The following is a 17,787-nucleotide window of genomic DNA, read 5'->3' as shown; positions in this document are numbered from 1 at the left end:
AAGCTCGCGCGCTAAACGCCGGATCGCGCCTTGTCCAGCAACGACGGCTGCTGCATGACTTCCACCTCGCCACCGATGCGGCGCTCGGGACCGATATAGGCGTTGTTGGTATTGCGCCGGCGGTCCGGACCGAAATAGGTCTTGGTCTTGATGAAGGGCCGCGGATTGGCGACGACGTTGAGGATACGCTGATAAAGCCCCTTGGCCGAGATCGGCTTGGCCAAAAACTCTGTGACGCCGGCGTCGCGCGCCACGGTCACGCGCCGCTTTTCCGAATGCCCGGTCAGCATGATGATCGGCGCGTAGGGGTTACCCTTGGATTCCGGCTGCCGGATCATCTGCGCAAGCTCAAGCCCGTCGAAGATCGGCATCGACCAGTCGGTGATGACGATATCGGGCACGTAATGGCTGTACATTTCGAGCGCGGTGGCGCCGTCCTCGGCCTCATAGGCCTCGCGCGCGCCGAACGAATGCAGCAGCGTCCGCAGGATGCGGCGCATATGCGGATTGTCGTCGCAAATCAGAAATCGCAGCTTGTTGAAGTCGATGCGATACATGGTCCGGCCCCGAAGGGCATACCCGGCCAAACGGTATACCCGGCGTTAACCATATCGCGGCGCGGGTTAACGAATGGTTGCCAAAGGGCTGCCAATAGGGGCCGCGGACGACCAGACTAGTGCCCGAACTGCTCGCGCAAAATGCGTTCTTCGAGGCTGTGGCCGGGGTCGAACAGCATCCGCATCGAGATCGTCTTGTCGGACAGCACCTCGACGCGGCGGACGTCGCGCACCTCGTCATGGTCGGCGACCGCCGCGACCGGGCGCTTCTCCCCCTCGAGCACCTCGATCACCACGAAAGCGGTATTCGGGAGCAGGGCGCCACGCCAGCGCCGCGGCCGGAACGCGCTGATCGGGGTCAAGGCCAGCAGCGCCGCGTTGATCGGCAGGATCGGTCCCTGCGCCGAAAGATTATAGGCGGTCGAGCCGGCCGGCGTCGCCACCAGGATGCCGTCGGCGATCAATTCCGCCATCCGTTCGTGCTCGTCGATCAGGATGCGCAGGCGCGCGGCCTGATAGGTCTGGCGAAACAGCGCGACTTCGTTGATGGCATGATGCAGATGCACCGCGCCATGGGCGTCGGTGGCGCGCATCAACAGCGGGTGGATCAGGGATTCGCGCGCGGCAGCCAGCCTGGTGTGCAGGTCGTGCGTAGTGAATTCGTTCATCAGGAAGCCGACGGTGCCGCGATGCATGCCATAGATCGGCTTGCCCGAGCGCATGTGGGCGTGCAGCGTCTGCAGCATCAGGCCGTCGCCGCCGAGCGCCACCACGACGTCGGAATCGTCGGCGTGGTGATTGCCGTAGAGGCTGGTCAGCTGCGCCAGCGCCGCCTGCGCCTCGGTGCCAGCGCTCGCTACGAAGGCGATCCGGTCATATCGCTTGGGGCGGGTCATGGGGCGGCGTACTCATCTCGCGCGCGGGTACTGGGCGCGCCGCGCTCGTCTATACAGCTTGACCGGGCTTGTCGAGATGGTCCGTGGCCCTTGCGGACGCCGCCAAGCTGTCGCAGTTTTGGGCTACAACCCGCGGCCGGAGCCATCGGCGCCGCCTGATCGCGGGACCCAGGGAGTGAAGTACATGGCTATCGGTTTTGCGGCGCGCATCGGCGTCGCGCTGCTGGCGCTGTCCCTCGCCGCCGGCGCGCGGGCCGACGATGAGCAGGAGACGCCCCAGCCGCAACCCGCGGCGACGCCCACGCCAGCGCCTTCAGGTCAAAAGGGCGGCGCAGGGCGCGGCAATGCCGCCACGCCGCCGCCGGCCGCCGAGCAACATCGCCTGCCGCCGGATTCGACGACAAAACAGACGCTCGCGCTGCCCGGGCGCACGCTGGCCTTCACGGCGACCGCGGGCTCGATCCGCCTGTTCGACGACAAGGGCGAGCCGCAGGCCGATATCGCCTATACGGCCTACCAGCTTGACGGCACCGAGAAGGCCAACCGGCCGGTCACGTTCCTGTTCAATGGCGGGCCCGGCGCGTCCTCGGCCTGGCTGCAGCTCGGCGACGCCGGGCCATGGCGGCTGCCGATCGGCGGCGATGGCGCGGTTGCTTCCGCCTCGCCGGATCTGTTGCCCAACGCCGAGACCTGGCTCGACTTCACCGATCTCGTCTTCATCGATCCCGTGGGCACCGGCTACAGCCGCTTCGTCGCGTCGGGCGAGGATGTGCGCAAGCGGTTCTTCTCCGTCGATGGCGATGTGAACTCGATCGCGCTGGTGATCCGGCGCTGGCTGGAAAAATACGACCGTTTGCGGTCGCCGAAATTCGTCGCCGGCGAAAGCTATGGCGGCATCCGCGGACCCAAAGTGATTCACAACCTGCAGACCCAGCAGGGCGTCGGCGTGCGAGGGCTGATCCTGGTGTCGCCGCTGCTCGACTTCCGCGAATATCAGGGATCGAGCATGCTGCAATATATGACGAGCCTTCCCACCATGGCGGCGGTGGCGCGCGAAGCCAAGGGGCCCGTGACGCGGAACGATCTCGCCGACGTCGAACGCTACGCGCAGGGCGAATTTCTGGTCGACCTCGTCAAGGGACTGGCGGACACCGAGGCCACGACGCGGCTGGCCGACAAGGTGGCGGCCTTGACCGGCATCGACCAGGCGGTGAGCCGCAGGCTTGCCGGGCGTTTCGAGGTCGGCGAATTCCGCCGCGAGTTCGACCGGCGGAACGGCAAGGTGACCGGTCGTTACGATGCGTCGGTCGAAGGCTTCGATCCCTATCCGGATTCGAGCTACTCTCATTTCGGCGATCCCTCGGGCGATCCGCTGCTGGCGCCCCTGACCAGCGCGGCCGTCGATCTCACCACGCGCAAGCTCAACTGGCGGCCGGATGGGTCCTACCAACTGCTCAGCGACACCGTGAACAAGGCCTGGGATTTCGGCCGCGGGCAAAATCCGGCCGAGTCGGTTTCCCAGCTGCGGCAGATTCTGGCGCTCGACCCGAAGATGAAATTGCTGGTCGGGCACGGGCTGTTCGACCTCGCCACACCTTACTTCGCCTCAAAAATCATCCTCGACCAGCTGCCGGCCTTTGCCGGCCCCGTCAGGGCGAAACTCGCTGTCTATCCCGGCGGCCATATGTTCTACTCGCGCGACGGGGCGCGGCAGGCATTTCGGAGCGAGGTCGAGGGGCTGATGAAGTGAAGGGAGGGGACGCGCGTCCTCGTCAGTTCAGCAAAAATGGAACATAATATCTCTGATGATTTCTGCATCGGCTTGGCTGAAAAGCAGACGCGCCTTCACGGTTTGATCCAACATAGGAGTCAATCAAATACTTAAGATGCAAGCGCAATTCATCGATGGTCATCTGGCAACACCGTAACTCGAATCCGATTGCGCATTAGCGTGCCGAGGGCGGCATCAGCCCGGCCTTCGAGATCACGGGCGCGGCCTCGGGCGAGGCGAGGAAGCGGAGCAGGGCGCTGGCCGCCTCGGGCTCCCGGACCGTACTGGTGAGCACGCCGGCGAAAGAAAACATCGGCTGGAGTTCGGCCGGGATCGCCCCGACATAGGTAACTCCAGCGACATGGATCAGCTCGGCGACCTGTTGGAATCCAATCTCCGCCTCGCCACGCGCGACAACGTTTGCCACCGGCTCGCCGGACGGCGGTCCGCGCACCTTTCGGCTCTTGCCCGCGATCTGGTCGGCGATGCCGAGCTTTGGAAACAATGTCGTCGACAGATAGGTGCCGCTGCCGCTGTCCGAATACGCGATCGACTTTGTCGCCAGCAGCGTATTGCGGAAGGCCTCGACCGTGGCGATGTCAGGCTTGGCAGCCCCTTGGCGCACGACCATGCCGACCAGCGAGCGCGCGAGTTCGATCTTGCTGTCGGGGCGCACCGATCCGCGTCGGCCGAGCTCATCCGCAGCGCCGCCATCCAGTATGACGACGTCGGCGGCCTCGCCTCGTGCGAGCCGGGCGGGAATCGCCTCCGGCGAGTCGCCCATCGACGGACCACGCGTCGTGACCAGATGGTGACCGCTGGCGCGCTCGAAAGCCGGGCCGAGCTCCGAATAGGCACCGTGAAAGCCGGCCGAGATCATCACGTGCACCTCGGCGGCAGAGGCTGCCCCGACCGTCAACAGGGCGGCCGCACCGATCAGGGCCAGCAAACGAAAAAGCGAGCTCGGTTTCATTCGGCTCCTCCTGCCACGGTCACGCGCAGGCGTGGACGAATCCAGTGCACTGTCGCCGCAATTGTGATGAAGAGAGGTAGCCGAACGCGGCAACTCGCGCCACAGTCATTGCAAGGCGCGACCTGTCCGCCGCAGCAAAGAGGCGTCATGATCGAGACCGTTGAAGCTGAAGACAGTGGCTACCGTTTCATGCCGGGCGTCAGCCAGTACTCCTGCGGCATCGCAGCACTTGCCGGCTTTACCATCGAGCGGGTGCGCTTCGCCGATCCAGTGCCGCTGAAGGCGGGTTTTGAGCGGATCGCGAAAATCCTCAAAGCGGCCGGGCGTCCGCTGACCTCCTTTGGCGCCTGCGAGTTGCGCTCGCCGGCGCCGTTCACCGAAGAAGGTTTTCGAGCCTTCAACGAGATCTACATCAAGACGCTGATCGAATGGGGTGTCATGAAGGATGGCGTCAATCCGGTGGCGCGCAGCAATGTCTGCCCGAAAATCGATCCACCCGCCGAGCCCTGCTTCCACGCGTTCGCCTACACCGCGCCGGCAGCGGACGCGCCGCAATCCTTCGTCATTGCCGGGAGCGGCGAGTCCGTCGAAGGCAAGGCGAACTACCGCGACCACATCGTCAGCCCCGGCGACACCAGTCCCGCCGGCATGCTGGCAAAAGCAAAATGGGTGCTCGACGAAATGGAGCGCCGCATGGGCGCGTTCGGCGGCACCTGGAAACAGACGACCAGCGTGCAGCTCTATACCGTGCAGGACGTCTATTCGATTCTAGAGAGCGAACTCGGCCGCCGCGGCGTGTTGAGGTGCGGCCTGACCTGGCATTTCAACCAGCCGCCGGTGGTCGGGCTCGACTACGAGATGGACTGCCGCTGCGTTCACATCGAGCGGGTGGTCTAGCGTCTGCGTTCGGTGCAAGGCGGACATTTGGCAATTTGCCCGCTTGTTCAGGTGGTTTTTGTCGGATTGCTGGAGGATTTAAGTAGTCGTCCGTGAAGAACCCTAATTTCAGGCTGGATTGGTCGACGGCGCGGCGAAGAGAGCGGCCAGGATTTGGCGCAACAAAATCCTGAGCCAGCGGATCAGGCGGCGGAAGTTGTAGCCGACGGCGGCGAGGACGGCGTTGTTGGCGTCGCCGCGCCGGAACCAGAGATAGTTGCGGCCCATGCGGTGCTCGGCTTTGAGATGGCCGATGACGGGCTCGACGGCGGACCTGCGGCGGAGTTCGCGCTTGATCTGCGGCGTCACCCCTCGCTTTTGCCCCGAGATGAAGACCCTGAACTTGTAATCGGGCGGCGCATTGTGGCCGCGGTAGCCCTTGTCGGCGAGGATGCGCGCGATGGTGTTGCCGACGAGCGCTTCCATGTCCGGGATCACGGTTTCCAAGGTGTGGCCATCATATGGATTGCCGGGCAGCGCCTTCACATGGGTGACGAACTGGCCGCCCTTGCAGTGCTTGAGGGTGGTGGCAACGCTGACCTTGACGCCGAACTCGTAAGGCCGATGGGCCTTGCCCTTGCCGATGCATTCGACTTCCGGCGCATGCAGGGAATAGACCTTCGGTCCGCGTTGACGTTGCTGCTGCTCGCGCACGCGCCGCGCCAGCAATAGCAGCTGTGCGAACGTCCCTTCGAGCCCGCTGTTGCCCTCGATCTTGCGGCCGATGTCGCGGATGACGCGGCCGAGATAGGTGCGCAGCTTCTTGAGCATCCGGTTGGCACGCTTGAACTGCTTGGCGTGGGCATAGCGCTGATGCTGGATCAGGGCGAACTTGCCCAGGCGCGCATAGGACTGGCGCAAATCTACCCCGTGGCGCTGCGCCAGCCGCACCAGTTTCTCGCGCGCCCGGTTCAGAAGCTTCGCGTCGGTGGGGAACGTCACGTTCTTGGGCTGCACGGTGGTATCGACGATCACCCGTGACAACTCGGACGGCTTGATCGCCTTGGTTCTGGTGGCCACCGACAGGCTCTCCTGCAGCAATGCCTGCAGCCGCTCCTCGCCCATCCGGTTGCGCCAGCGCGTCAGCGACGAGCGATCGAACACCAGCCGGTGCTGGAAGAACTCCTCGCCGCAGAAGAACTGGTAATAGGGGTTCTCGACCCAGCGCTCGCACAGCACCTCGTCGGACAGGTCGTAGGTGTGCTTGAGGATCGCCAGCCCCGCCATCAATCGCGTCGGCAGTGGCGGGCGGCCGGGATCATCCGTGTAGACCGCCCCGAACTCCCGTTCCAGGAACTCCCAATCCACCGTGCGCCCCAGCGCCACCAGCGGATGCTTCAGGTCGATGATCTGATCGAGCCGGGAGCGAAACAGATCCTGCTCTCCCGTCTCCCGCCGTTCCGGTGGTCGCATCTGGTCCCCCGCCAAAACATCCAAAGGCGAGTGAATCACAAATCAAATTTGCAAGGAATCCCCTTCCGCACACCCGATTCCCGGCAAACTCGGTTGCCCCAGCCTGCCATTTCCAGATTCTAAATCAACGACTTGGGAATTCTTCACGGACGACTAAGTAGCACGGAAGTCGTTGGCGACACGGTCGATAACTTCCCGCAGCCACGCATGCGCAGGCTGGTTGTCTAGCCGGCGCAGCCAAATCGTGGCGGCTTCGACCGGTTTGGGCGGGCGCGATAGTTGACGGAAAGCAAGCTGGTGAGACTTTACTAAGCTTTTGGCGACGTTGAGCGGAAGCACCGATACCAGATCCGATGACGCCAGTATCTGCGCCGCTGACAGGAACGGCGCGCGCATGGCTGGCTTCAGGGCAGGCTTTGATTTTCCGAAGCCCGCGCCAATAAAATCAGGTCCAAATTGAGCAGACGAAATTTCCAGTTGGGCGAGAGTTGCCAGCTTCTCCGTCGAGAATTCCGGTTCTCTCGCCGCCGGATGACCCTTGCGATGCACAACGACGAATCGATCCTGCAGCAAGCGCCTGAGAGAAAATCGCTCGCCCTGGACGCCGGGCGGACCGATCGCCAAATGCAGTTCGCTTCGATCGAGCTGTTCGAGAACGTCCAACGTGCCACTGGGCCGGAAATCCAGCCTCACTCCAGGAGCAGTCCTGGCGACATGTGCCGCGATCGGCGCCACCAGAACGATGGCCGCATAATTATCGACAGCAATGCGGAATGTTGCCGTCGCCTTTGACGCATCGAACTGCATCGGTTCCAGCGATTGTTGCAATCCGTCGAGGGCGACCCGGATCGGCGTGGCGAGCTCCTCGGCCCGCGGGGTCGGCGCCATTCCGTTCGGGCTCCGGACGAACAATTCGTCCTTCAACATGTGACGCAGTCGGGTGAGCGCATGGCTCATCGCGGGCTGACTGAGCCCCAGTCGCTGCCCCGCCCGGGTCACCGATCGGTCCCGCATGATGGCGTCGAACACCACCAGCAGATTCAGATCGATCGCGGCCAGCTTGGGCATCGTCTTGGTCAAGCGACTGGAACTCCACCACAATTCAAAACACGCATGTGATGATGAAGAGAATGCATTTTACGAATGCGAAACTCAACCCTAGATTCCGACTTGTCGATTGGAAGATTGCACCTCGCGAGGCCGCGAGAGGGCAGGTGGGTTGCGGGCGCTAAGGCGGTCCTAAGAATCGGCGGCTACCGCGGACAACGCATCGTTTCACCTGGGAGAACGTTATGATCGGAATCGTTCGGCTCGCCTTGCGGCGGCCGTATACATTCGTTGTCATGGCGGTGCTGATCCTGATCTTCGGCACGGCGTCGGCGCTGCGGACGCCGACCGACATCTTCCCGAACATCAACATCCCCGTCATAAGCGTGGTGTTCAGCTACACCGGTCTGCCGGCCGACGATATGGCCGGCCGCATCGTCACGTTCTACGAGCGGTCGCTGCCCAACAGCGTCAACGATATCGAGCATATCGAATCCCAGTCGATCGTGAACTACGGGATCATCAAGATCTTTTTTCAGCCGACCGTGAACATCAATGCCGCGCTGGCGCAGGTCAACGGCATGTCGCAGACCGTGCTGAAGCAGATGCCGCCGGGCATCACGCCGCCGCTGATCCTGAGCTTCAATGCCTCGAGCGTTCCTATTCTGCAACTGGCGCTTTCCAGCGACCAGATGTCCGAGACCCAGATTTTCGACTCGGCGCTGAATTTCATCCGCCCGGCGCTGGCTCCGGTTCCCGGTGCCGCGCTGCCGCTCCCGTTCGGCGGCAAGGTGCGCCAGGTGCAGGCCGACCTCAACCAGCAGGCGCTGCATCAATATGGCGTTTCGGCGAACGACGTCATCAACGCGCTTTCGCTGCAGAACCTGATCACGCCGGTTGGAACACAGAAAATCGGCTCATACGAATACACCGTCAACCTGAACGACTCGCCAAAGGCGGTCGAAGCCTTCAACGACCTCCCGATCAAGACCGTCAATGGCACCGTCATCTATATGCGCGACGTGGCCTATGTGCATGACGGCAGTCCGCCGCAGACCAACGCCGTTCACGTCAACGGCGCCAGCGCCGTGCTGCTGACCATCATGAAGGCCGGCACAAGTTCGACGCTCGACATCATCAATGGCGTCAAGAACCTGCTGCCCTCGGTGTCCAAGACGCTTCCCAGCAGCCTGAAGCTGACGGCAGTCGGCGATCAATCGGTTTTCGTGACCGATGCAGTATCCAGCGTCGTCAGGGAAGGCGTGATCGCGGCGGTGCTGACGGGGATGATGATCCTGCTGTTCCTCGGCAGCTGGCGCTCGACGCTCATCATCACGCTCTCGATTCCGCTGGCGATCCTGGCCGCGCTGACCGGCCTTTCGCTGCTGGGCGAGACCATCAACGTCATGACGCTCGGCGGTCTGGCGCTCGCGGTCGGTATCCTGGTCGACGATGCCACCGTCACCATCGAAAACATCAACTGGCATCTTGAGCAGGGCAAGGAGATCGGGCCCGCGATTCTCGATGGCGCGCACCAGATCGTGGTGCCGGCGACCGTGTCGCTGCTCTGCATTTGCATCGCCTTCGTGCCGATGTTCGGGCTTGGCGGCGTCGCCGGTTACCTGTTCCGGCCGCTTGCCGAGGCGGTGATGCTGGCACTTGCCGCTTCCTATGTGCTGTCGCGCACGCTGGTGCCGACGCTGGCAAACTATCTCCTGCGCAATCAACACGTCCACGGCTCGACTGACGAGGCTGGTCACGCCAACAACCGCAATCCGCTGGCCCGCTTCCAGCGCGGCTTCGAACATGTGTTCGAAAACATCCGCAACGGTTATCAGGGCCTGCTGCAGCTGTGTCTCCGGAACCGGGTCAAGGTGATCGCCGGTTTCCTGGTCTTCAGCGTATTGTCGTTCGGCCTTGCGCCCTATCTCGGCCAGGACTTCTTCCCGACCGTGGACGGCGGCCAGATAAAACTTCATATCCGCGCCCCGACGGGAACGCGGATCGAGGAAACAACGAGCCTGACCGACCGGGTCGGGACCGCGATTCACGGCATCATTCCATCAAACGAGCTCGACGGCATCGTGAGCAATATCGGGCTCACGGTGTCTGGCATCAATATGGCCTACAACAACTCCGGCACCATCGGCGTCGGCGACGCGGACATCCTGATCAGCCTCAAGCCCAATCACGCGCCGACCGACGACTACATCAAGACCATGCGCGAGAAACTGCCGCAGCAGTTTCCGGGTACGAGCTTTGCCTTCCTGCCGGCCGATATCGTCAGCCAGGTGCTGAATTTTGGTGTCCCGGCGCCCATCGATCTCCAGGTCGCCGGCAGGGATCTCGTGGCAAATCGCAAATATGCCAATGCACTGCTGACGAAGGTCAAAGCGATCCCGGGCATCGCCGATGCGCGCATCCAGCAGGCGTTTCAGCAGCCGACCCTCGACGTCAATGTCGACCGTTCGCTGACCTCGCTTGCCGGCCTTACCGAAAAGGACGTCGCCACCGCCATGCTGACGACGCTGTCGGGAAGCTCGCAGTCGGCCCCAACCTATTGGCTGAACCCGGCCAACGGTGTTTCCTACGCGGTCTCGGTTCAGACGCCGCAGCGCGACATCAACACCATGACCGGCCTGCAAAACATCCCGGTGACGTCCGCCACCGCCGCCAACACCCAGCTCCTTGGCGGCCTGGCGCAAGTCCAACGCACCAACAGCAACGCCGTCGTGTCGCACTACAACGTTCAGCCAGTGATCGACATTTTTGCGACCCCGCAGGGACGCGATCTCGGTGCGCTCGCGTCCGACATTCAAAAGGCGATCCACGACACGGCAAAGGATCTGCCCCAGGGCGCGAGCGTCGCGCTGCGGGGCCAGGTGAGCACGATGACTAGCGCCTATCAGCAGCTGTTCGTCGGTCTCGCGGCAGCGATCGTGCTGATCTATTTGCTGATCGTCATCAACTTTCAGTCCTGGGTCGATCCCTTCGTCATCGTGATGGCGCTGCCGACTGCATTGGCCGGCATCGTCTGGATTCTGTTCGGGACCGGAACGACGCTTTCGGTTCCCGCACTCACCGGCGCGATCATGTGCATGGGGGTGGCGACCGCCAACAGCATTCTGGTGATCAGCTTTGCCCGCGATCGGATGGCGGCGGGCGCGAACGCCATGGCGGCGGCATTCGAGGCGGGCGGCTCGCGGTTTCGTCCGGTCCTGATGACGGCGCTCGCGATGGTCATCGGCATGCTGCCGATGGCGATCGAGCCCGGGCAGAACCAGCCACTGGGGCGCGCCGTGATCGGCGGACTGATCTTTGCCACCTGCGCCACGCTGTTCCTGGTGCCCACAATCTTCAGCCTGGTGCACGGCCGGAAGTCTCACGCCGTAAATCAGGCGAACGCTGCAACCTCATCATCGCATTAAGCGGAGAACAAGAAATGTCCTCGGAAGACGTCAAAGCCCCAAGTCGGCGCAGCCTCCTGACGGCCGCCACGGCAGGGGTTCTCCTTGCCAGCGTCGTGGTCGGCTACGGCTTCGTCAACCGTGCGCAGAGCAAGCAGGAAGTGGTCAACTGGACCAACGCGCAGAGTATCCCGACCGTTGCCCTTGCCCAACCGATCCCCGGCAGCTCGCAACAGACGCTGACGCTGCCCGGCAATATCCAGCCCTTCAACCGGGCGGCGATCTTCGCGCGGGTGAACGGCTATGTGAAGAGCTGGGATCACGACATCGGAACGGCGGTAAAGGCCGGGCAGGTCCTGGCCACCATCGACGCTCCGGATCTCGATCAGCAGCTCAGTCAGGCCAAAGCGACATTGGCGAGCGTCAGGGCCAATCATCAAATTGCTTCGCTCACCGCCAACCGGAACAACATCCTGTTGCAAAAGCAGATCGTGGCCCAGCAGCTTGCGGACCAGACCACCGCCGACGAGAAGGCGAAGGAGGCCGTCGTCGACGCCAACCAAGCCAACGTCCGGCAGCTCGAGGCGATGCAGTCGTTCAAGACGCTTTCCGCGCCCTTTGATGGCGTCGTGACCGCCCGAAATGTCGAACTCGGAATGCTGATCAATTCGGGAGGAGGTTCCGGTCAGGCGCTGTTCGAGGTGTCGGACCTGCATCACGTCCGCATTTACGTGCAGGTGCCGCAATCGTTTTCCGCCGGGTTGACCGTGGGAATGAAGGCGACATTCGAAATGCCGCAATATCCGGGCGCGCAATTCGACGCGACACTCTCTCACATCTCCAAGGCCATAAATCCCAGTTCGCACAGCATGCAGGTCGAGCTTCAGGCCGACAATGCAGCCGGAAAATTCTTCGGCGGCAGTTACTGCAATGTGCATTTCGAAATTCCGACGGACGCGAATTTGGTAACAATTCCATCTACGGCGCTTGTGACCGGGAATCAGGGCACACAGGTCGCAACCCTCGACAGCAACAATAAGGTCGTCCTCAGGAGTGTGCAGTTGGGCCGCGATCTCGGTGACAGTGTGGAGGTCACTGCGGGCCTGTCCCGGTCCGATCGGATCGTCAACAATCCTCCGGAGACATTAACGGCAGGAGATACGGTTCACGTGGCCGCTGCTGCGCCGCAGGCCGGCGTAGCCGTATCGTCTTCGAAAACGGTAAGGCAATAAGAGGCACGTTCCATGCGGCTTTGTGCAGATCCTCCTCCCGCAGCACGAGACGTCAGGCTTGACCTGTTTCGCGGCTTGGCGAATTGGGCGATCTTTCTGGATCACATCCCGCACGAGGTGCTGAGCTGGACCACAATCAAGCATTATGGATTCAGCGACGCCGCCGTGTTCTGGCTGGCCATCGCCACCCTTGTCTTCTCTTTCGTCGTGACGATGGCAATTCGCACACCGGATCTCGGTGGTCTTGTTCCGCATTGGATCCTGCAGCCATTCCATCCCAACGATAAGACCTATCTCGCGCCCCACCGTATCGTTCACTTCATTGCTCTCGCTGTCGTCGTCACGCGCTTCCTGCCGGTGGATTCGCCCATTCTGCAATGGCGCTCGCTGGCGCCGCTGATCAAATGCGGCCGGAACTCGCTTCAGGTCTTTTGCACCGGCATCGTGCTGTCGTTTTGCGCTCATGCCGCGATCGAACTAAGCTTGAACTCCCTCTGGGTTCAGATTCTCGTCGGTGCGACAGGAATATTGCTCATGACTGCGATCGCATATTGCTGGACGTGGCCCAAACGGCGGAATCGTATGCTTCCTTCGCATGCGCGACTCGGAGGCATCGCGTGACAAGTAATTTGGCGCTCGTTTGGCCGGCGGTGACGGCCGCGTTCCTGGCCTCGCTGGTCGAGGCGGTCGAGGCTCTGACGATCGTGTTGGCGGTCGCCATCGTTCGCGGCTGGCGGCCGGCCGGACTTGGCGCCCTCGCTGGCCTGCTGTTGCTGGCGCTCATCGTCGTGGCGCTCGGGCCGTTGCTCGATCAGGTGCCACTGCACCTGTTGCAGCTCGCCATTGGCATTCTGCTTCTGCTGTTCGGCATGCGGTGGCTGCGTAAGGCGATTTTGCGCGCGGCCGGCGTCATCCCGCTGCATGATGAAGCGGCGGCGTTCGCGACCGAAACGGCGGAACTGCGCGAGCAGGCGCGCCGCAACGAGGTGCGGCTTGATTGGATCGGGGGACTCACGACCTTCAAGGCGGTCCTTCTCGAAGGGCTTGAAGTCGTTTTTATCGTGATTGCGCTCGGCGCTGGTCGAGGAATGCTCGTTCCCGCAAGCGTCGGCGCCGTGGCCGCATGTCTGGCGGTTGCAGCCGTCGGCTTGATCGTGCATCGGCCGTTGGCGCGGGTTCCGGAAAACACGCTCAAATTCGCGGTCGGCATCATGCTTTCGGCGTTTGGCGTGTTCTGGACCGGCGAAGGTCTCGGCGTGGCCTGGCCGGGCGCGGATTTCGCGATCGTCATATTCGCGGCGATATTTTTGGCTGTCAGCGTCGCGGCCGTTGCACTGGCGCGCCGCCCCAAGGCGGAGGCTCTGTCATGACGGTCCTGACCAACGCGTTGCGCGAACTGGCCGGACTGTTCGTCGATGACGGCGCGCTGGCGCTCGTGATCATAGCCGTCGTCGTCCTCGCCGGCATGGTGGCGACGCTGATCCCGGACGCTCCGTTGGCGGCGGGCGCCATCCTGTTGTTTGGCTGTCTCGCTGCGCTGCTTGCGAGCGTGGCTAGAGCCGCGCGGCGTTGACATCATCGCGCGTGGCGATTGTATCAGAAACCGCAGCCGAGGCGCGGTGCAGGGCTGCGCGCGTATCATCAACGTCATTGCGCGGAGCGTAAGCGACGAAGCAATCCAGTCTGCCTTCGCAGCTCTGGATTGCTTCGCGGAGCCTGTCATCGGGCGCGCATTCGCGCGACCCGTTGGCCCGCAATGACGCCTGGGGTGCAATCAGTAAACCAGCCCGGTGCCCGGCGGCTTCTCCAGCGCGGCGGCGAGCGAGCGATACTCCTCGCTGCTGGTGCCGGCGAGCGCTGCGATCCGGCTTAAGTGATATTGCGCCTGATCGCGGTTGCCCTGCTCGACCTGCCAAAGCCCGTAATACTGCCAGGTCTTGACGTGGTTCGGATCGGCCTTGAGCGCGCGCTCGTACCAGATCTGCGAGACCTTGTAGTCGCCGAGCTTGCGATAGGAGTAGCCGATCAGATTGGCAACGGCGGCGCTGTCGTCATGCCCGAGCGCCTTCAACTGCTCGATTGCGGTGGCGTAGTCGTTGCGATCGTAGATCGTGGCGTAGGCGGTGCGATAGCCCTTCGCGAACGCGGTCTCTTCGATGCCCGGGCGAATTTCGGATCTCTTCGCTTTCTTGCCCTTGGTTGGGGGCGGCGTCGGCGGCGGATCGTTGTCGGGCGCGGCATAGACCGCGGTGACCACGGGGGCTGCCGCCAGCGTCAGCGACAAGATGGCAAGCGTCAAAAGCCTGATCGCGAACTTTTTCATGCGTCTCTCCTGTTGACGTCGTTCAGTAAACCAGACCGGTACCCGGCGGCTTTTCGAGCGCGGCTGCGAGCGAACGATATTCCTCGCTGCCGGTGCCGGCGAGTGCTGCGAGCCGGTTCAGATGATATTGCGCCTGGTCGCGGTTGCCCCGTTCGAGCTGCCACAGGCCGTAATACTGCCACGTCTTGACGTGGTTCGGGTCGGCCTTGAGCGCGCGCTCGTACCAGATCTGCGAGACCTTGTAGTCGCCGAGCTTGCGATAGGAGTAGCCGATCAGATTGGCGACGTCGGCGCGGTCGTCATGTCCCAGCGCCTTCAACTGCTTGATCGCGGCGGCATAATCGTTGCGATCATAGATCGTGGTGTAGGCTGTGCGATAACCGGCCAGGAATTTGGGGTCGTCGATGCCAGAACTCTTGTCGCCCTTCTTCTTCTCTTTCTTGGTGTCGGAGGCCGGCGGCGCCGGATTGTCGCTACCTGCGGCGTAGGCCGAGAGCAGGGGCACGGCGACCAGCGCCACCGTGAACATCGCCAACGTCAAAAGCCTGACCGCAAGCTTGCGCATTCATCTCTCCTGGTTTCTGCGACCGTCGGCGATCCTACACCGAAGCCTGCTTCCTTGAACACCCGGCGGTCCGGAACATTCCCGGCCGCTAGCCGCAATTCAGGTATTTTGCGCGGGGGCAGGTGCTGCCTGTGGAACATGACGAACTTGTCATCGAGATGAACGAAGTCCGTCAACGCGCTTCAGGGTGGGTTCAGCGCGCGCTCACTAAGGTCGTCTGCATGATCAGCGAGCCCGGCCACCCGACCGGCCACCCTCGCGATCCCCTGCAAAGAGGAGACAACCATGTTCAAGACCATTTCCGCAGCGCTGCTCGCCGTTTCCGTTATCGCGGCTCCCGCGCTTGCCGCTACGGCAGACAAGACAACTCCTGCGCCGGTCACGAAAACGACCCAAGCGCCGGTCGCCAAGACCACGACCGCGCCGGTCATCAAGGCCGACCAGTCGAAATCGAAGCTGCTGAACGCGAATGCCAGGATGGGCCGCCATCATCACAAGCACTATGCCCATCATCGCCACCACAAGCACATGGCTGCGTACAAGACCCACGCGTCGCCGAAGGTTGTGACCAAGCACGTTACGTCCCCCGCCAAGCGCGGCTGACACTGTTCCGCTGGCGTGGTTCGATCCACGTTGCCCCGCCGCGCCAGCGGATATCAGGCCCGGCCCGTCCGTCACTGCTTCCCCAGTGACGGCGGGCCGGTACGGCTTTTGCCCCGCTCGAACCTCCCGCCAATAACCCAGAAGCGAATTCCAATTCGGCTCGGGGCGGTTTAAGACAATCCCGGGGGCAGGTGGAAGAATTGCGCTTGGGGACATCAACAAAAATTGCGGCGATTCTGTTGCTGCCGATCGCGCTTGCGGCCTGCGCGGACAGCGAGAGCAGCAGAAGCATCACCTATACCGACGACCGCGGCGTCGCCAACCAGCCTTATCCGAACAACTATAAGCTTGAGATCGTGTCGTTCATGAAGACCTACCTCAACAACCCCGTCGGCGTGCATGAGGCTGCGATGGCCGATCCGGTTCAGCGCGTCGTCGGCGGTCGGCTACGCTATGTCAGTTGCCTGCGCTTCACCCCGCGCGAATCCGACGGCAGCTACCATGAACCGCGCGAGCGCGCCGTGCTCTATGTCGACGGCCGGCTCGACCGCATCATCGAGAACGCTAGCGAGCCCTGCGCCGGCGCGGTCTACGCGCCATTCCCGGCATTGGAACAGATGACGCGGTAGGGGCCGCCCTGGTGTTCGAATCCTTAACCGGCTCCGATCACTTTTCGGCGAGCTTTGAACCTCACCTTCGCCATCTTTGACACACGCTCGGCCGCAAACCGTCTGCTTAACGGGCAAAAAAACCTTCTGTGTCAGGGAACAAACACGCTTTGTTGCCGCGCCGTCACAGCTGGGAACGATCACGGCTCCGGCATTGCCCCAAAGCAACCTAATTGAGGTCACGTTGTTTGGATTGATAGCGCAACGTTGGTAATGGGGAATAGACATGAAGAAGATTTTGCTCGGCGCCGTCGCGCTGGCCGCATTCGCGGGACCGGCTTTTGCGGCTGACATGCCGGCACGCACCTATTCGAAGGCGCCGCCGCCTTATACGGCGCCCGCCGTGATCTATAACTGGACCGGCTTCTACATCGGCGGCCATGTCGGTGGCGCCTTCGCCGGCGACAATACCTTCCAGAGCAGCGACGCGCGCTTCCTCGGCGGCGTGCAGGGCGGCTTCGACTATCAGTTCGCGCCGAACTGGGTGGTGGGCGCCGAAGCGCAATATAGCTGGCTGACCGGCAGCAACAATAACGGGGTGCTCTTCCCCGGCGGTACGCTGGTGACCTCGAAGAACGACCAGCTCGGTTCGGTGACCGGCCGGCTCGGCTACACCTGGGGTCCGGCGCTGGTCTACGCCAAGGGTGGTTACGCCTGGCGCGACAACAGCAATATCGGGGCATCGGTTGCCGGCACGCCTGCGGCCTTCACCACCGATGGCAACCACAAGGACGGCTATACCGTCGGCGCCGGCCTCGAATACATGTTCGCGCCGAACTGGTCGGCCAAGGCCGAGTACCAGTATTACAATTTCGGCAAGACCACCTTCACCTCAGGGCCGGCCGATATTGTCGGCGTCAGCTCCCGGAACGACGAGCACACCGTCAAGGTCGGTGTGAACTACCGGTTCGGCTGGGGTGGCCCGGTTGCCGCCAAATATTGATACCGGTTGGAATCGAGACCAGAAAAGGCCGGCTCAAGCCGGCCTTTTTTGCGTCGATGGTGTCGGGCAAAGCCTTGGGCGTTGAGCAAAGCCTTGCGGCTTTCGCTTCCCAGGCATGCCAAAAATAATTTCTGCAGTGCACGCAACTATTGTCATGATCAGCTATTATGGTCGCGCCGGCTGGTGGACAACGAACATGCGTGCATTTGCGTTAGGACTGATCTTTTCCGCGGTGTCTTTGCCGTGCTTTGCCCAGACCGTGCTGAAATCCGAGCCCCTTATCCTTGCCCCCTATGAGATCGCCTTCGTTCAGGACGCCTCCTGTCCGGTGGGGAAGGTGCTCAAGGTGACCGGCGCGATCAGGGGACTGCACCGGCGCAAGGCCTGCGTTTCGCTGGCGTCGGAACAGGCCTCGCTGGCGACGGCAACGCCGTAAGATTGGCGATCCAAAAA

At 62.6% G+C, this 17,787-nt stretch carries 18 protein-coding genes; 11 read left to right on the top strand and 7 right to left on the bottom strand.

Going from position 1 to position 17,787, the window contains the following annotated elements:
* Nucleotides 1-11: 11 nt before the first annotated feature.
* Together NL528_RS28450 and NL528_RS28445 are read right to left on the bottom strand one after the other, a co-directional pair.
* Nucleotides 12-557, bottom strand: coding sequence for a response regulator (locus NL528_RS28450; protein WP_074275389.1), 546 nt, complete (start codon nucleotides 555-557; stop codon nucleotides 12-14).
* A gap of 116 nt (nucleotides 558-673) precedes the next feature.
* Nucleotides 674-1,453: an NAD kinase gene (locus NL528_RS28445; RefSeq protein ID WP_074275390.1), complete on the bottom strand. Its 780-nt coding sequence runs from the start codon at nucleotides 1,451-1,453 to the stop codon at nucleotides 674-676.
* Nucleotides 1,454-1,637: 184 nt separating this feature from the next.
* Here NL528_RS28445 and NL528_RS28440 point away from each other — a divergent pair, with 184 nt between their 5' ends.
* On the top strand, nucleotides 1,638-3,203 hold the full coding sequence (locus tag NL528_RS28440; RefSeq protein ID WP_309177721.1) for a peptidase S10: 1,566 nt from the start codon (nucleotides 1,638-1,640) through the stop codon (nucleotides 3,201-3,203).
* A gap of 196 nt (nucleotides 3,204-3,399) precedes the next feature.
* Here NL528_RS28440 and NL528_RS28435 read toward each other — a convergent pair whose 3' ends face one another.
* Nucleotides 3,400-4,197: a substrate-binding domain-containing protein gene (locus NL528_RS28435; RefSeq protein WP_309177720.1), complete on the bottom strand. Its 798-nt coding sequence runs from the start codon at nucleotides 4,195-4,197 to the stop codon at nucleotides 3,400-3,402.
* 147 nt (nucleotides 4,198-4,344) lie between these two features.
* On the opposite strand from NL528_RS28435, the gene NL528_RS28430 reads away from it, so the two are divergent.
* Nucleotides 4,345-5,094 (top strand): hypothetical protein, encoded by a 750-nt coding sequence (locus NL528_RS28430; RefSeq protein WP_309177719.1) that lies wholly within the window; start codon nucleotides 4,345-4,347, stop codon nucleotides 5,092-5,094.
* A gap of 108 nt (nucleotides 5,095-5,202) precedes the next feature.
* Here NL528_RS28430 and NL528_RS28425 read toward each other — a convergent pair whose 3' ends face one another.
* Together NL528_RS28425 and NL528_RS28420 are read right to left on the bottom strand one after the other, a co-directional pair.
* The gene (locus NL528_RS28425) at nucleotides 5,203-6,546 is read right to left on the bottom strand and encodes an IS5 family transposase (protein ID WP_309177718.1); all 1,344 of its coding nucleotides are present in this window, start codon (nucleotides 6,544-6,546) and stop codon (nucleotides 5,203-5,205) included.
* A gap of 153 nt (nucleotides 6,547-6,699) precedes the next feature.
* Complete coding sequence (locus NL528_RS28420; protein WP_309177717.1) at nucleotides 6,700-7,578, bottom strand: LysR family transcriptional regulator; 879 nt, start codon at nucleotides 7,576-7,578, stop codon at nucleotides 6,700-6,702.
* 260 nt (nucleotides 7,579-7,838) lie between these two features.
* Here NL528_RS28420 and NL528_RS28415 point away from each other — a divergent pair, with 260 nt between their 5' ends.
* The 5 genes from NL528_RS28415 (at nucleotide 7,839) to NL528_RS28395 (ending at nucleotide 13,805) form a co-directional block, all read left to right on the top strand.
* Nucleotides 7,839-11,021, top strand: a complete 3,183-nt coding sequence (locus NL528_RS28415; RefSeq protein WP_309177716.1) for an efflux RND transporter permease subunit — start codon at nucleotides 7,839-7,841, stop codon at nucleotides 11,019-11,021.
* Between the two features lie 14 nt (nucleotides 11,022-11,035).
* The gene (locus tag NL528_RS28410) at nucleotides 11,036-12,232 is read left to right on the top strand and encodes an efflux RND transporter periplasmic adaptor subunit (RefSeq protein WP_309177715.1); all 1,197 of its coding nucleotides are present in this window, start codon (nucleotides 11,036-11,038) and stop codon (nucleotides 12,230-12,232) included.
* Nucleotides 12,233-12,307: 75 nt separating this feature from the next.
* A complete protein-coding gene (opgC, locus tag NL528_RS28405) occupies nucleotides 12,308-12,853 on the top strand; it encodes an OpgC domain-containing protein (RefSeq protein ID WP_309177714.1) in 546 nt (181 codons plus the stop codon).
* On the top strand, nucleotides 12,850-13,602 hold the full coding sequence (locus tag NL528_RS28400) for a hypothetical protein (RefSeq protein ID WP_309177713.1): 753 nt from the start codon (nucleotides 12,850-12,852) through the stop codon (nucleotides 13,600-13,602). Before opgC ends, NL528_RS28400 begins: the two co-directional genes overlap by 4 nt.
* Nucleotides 13,599-13,805, top strand: a complete 207-nt coding sequence (locus tag NL528_RS28395; RefSeq protein ID WP_309177712.1) for a hypothetical protein — start codon at nucleotides 13,599-13,601, stop codon at nucleotides 13,803-13,805. The genes NL528_RS28400 and NL528_RS28395 overlap by 4 nt, the downstream gene beginning before the upstream one ends.
* Before the next feature lie 201 nt (nucleotides 13,806-14,006).
* On the opposite strand, the gene NL528_RS28390 is transcribed toward NL528_RS28395, so the two are convergent.
* On the bottom strand, nucleotides 14,007-14,555 hold the full coding sequence (locus NL528_RS28390) for a tetratricopeptide repeat protein (RefSeq protein WP_309177711.1): 549 nt from the start codon (nucleotides 14,553-14,555) through the stop codon (nucleotides 14,007-14,009).
* A 22-nt stretch (nucleotides 14,556-14,577) separates the two neighbouring features.
* On the bottom strand, nucleotides 14,578-15,120 hold the full coding sequence (locus NL528_RS28385; protein ID WP_309177710.1) for a tetratricopeptide repeat protein: 543 nt from the start codon (nucleotides 15,118-15,120) through the stop codon (nucleotides 14,578-14,580).
* 285 nt (nucleotides 15,121-15,405) lie between these two features.
* On the opposite strand from NL528_RS28385, the gene NL528_RS28380 reads away from it, so the two are divergent.
* The 4 genes from NL528_RS28380 (at nucleotide 15,406) to NL528_RS28365 (ending at nucleotide 17,770) form a co-directional block, all read left to right on the top strand.
* Complete coding sequence (locus NL528_RS28380) at nucleotides 15,406-15,723, top strand: His-rich protein BRANT (protein ID WP_309177709.1); 318 nt, start codon at nucleotides 15,406-15,408, stop codon at nucleotides 15,721-15,723.
* Nucleotides 15,724-15,929: 206 nt separating this feature from the next.
* Nucleotides 15,930-16,352 carry a hypothetical protein gene (locus tag NL528_RS28375; protein ID WP_309177708.1) on the top strand — a complete coding sequence of 141 codons (423 nt, stop codon included), beginning with the start codon at nucleotides 15,930-15,932 and terminating at the stop codon, nucleotides 16,350-16,352.
* Between the two features lie 265 nt (nucleotides 16,353-16,617).
* Complete coding sequence (locus tag NL528_RS28370; RefSeq protein WP_309177707.1) at nucleotides 16,618-17,334, top strand: porin family protein; 717 nt, start codon at nucleotides 16,618-16,620, stop codon at nucleotides 17,332-17,334.
* A gap of 196 nt (nucleotides 17,335-17,530) precedes the next feature.
* On the top strand, nucleotides 17,531-17,770 hold the full coding sequence (locus NL528_RS28365) for a DUF6719 family protein (RefSeq protein ID WP_309177706.1): 240 nt from the start codon (nucleotides 17,531-17,533) through the stop codon (nucleotides 17,768-17,770).
* Nucleotides 17,771-17,787: the final 17 nt, after the last annotated feature.

It is taken from the genome of Bradyrhizobium sp. Ash2021 (assembly GCF_031202265.1).
Taxonomy (GTDB): Bacteria; Pseudomonadota; Alphaproteobacteria; order Rhizobiales; family Xanthobacteraceae; genus Bradyrhizobium.
Note: the sequence above shows the minus strand (reverse complement) of the source record. Positions and strands in the feature narration are given on the sequence as shown.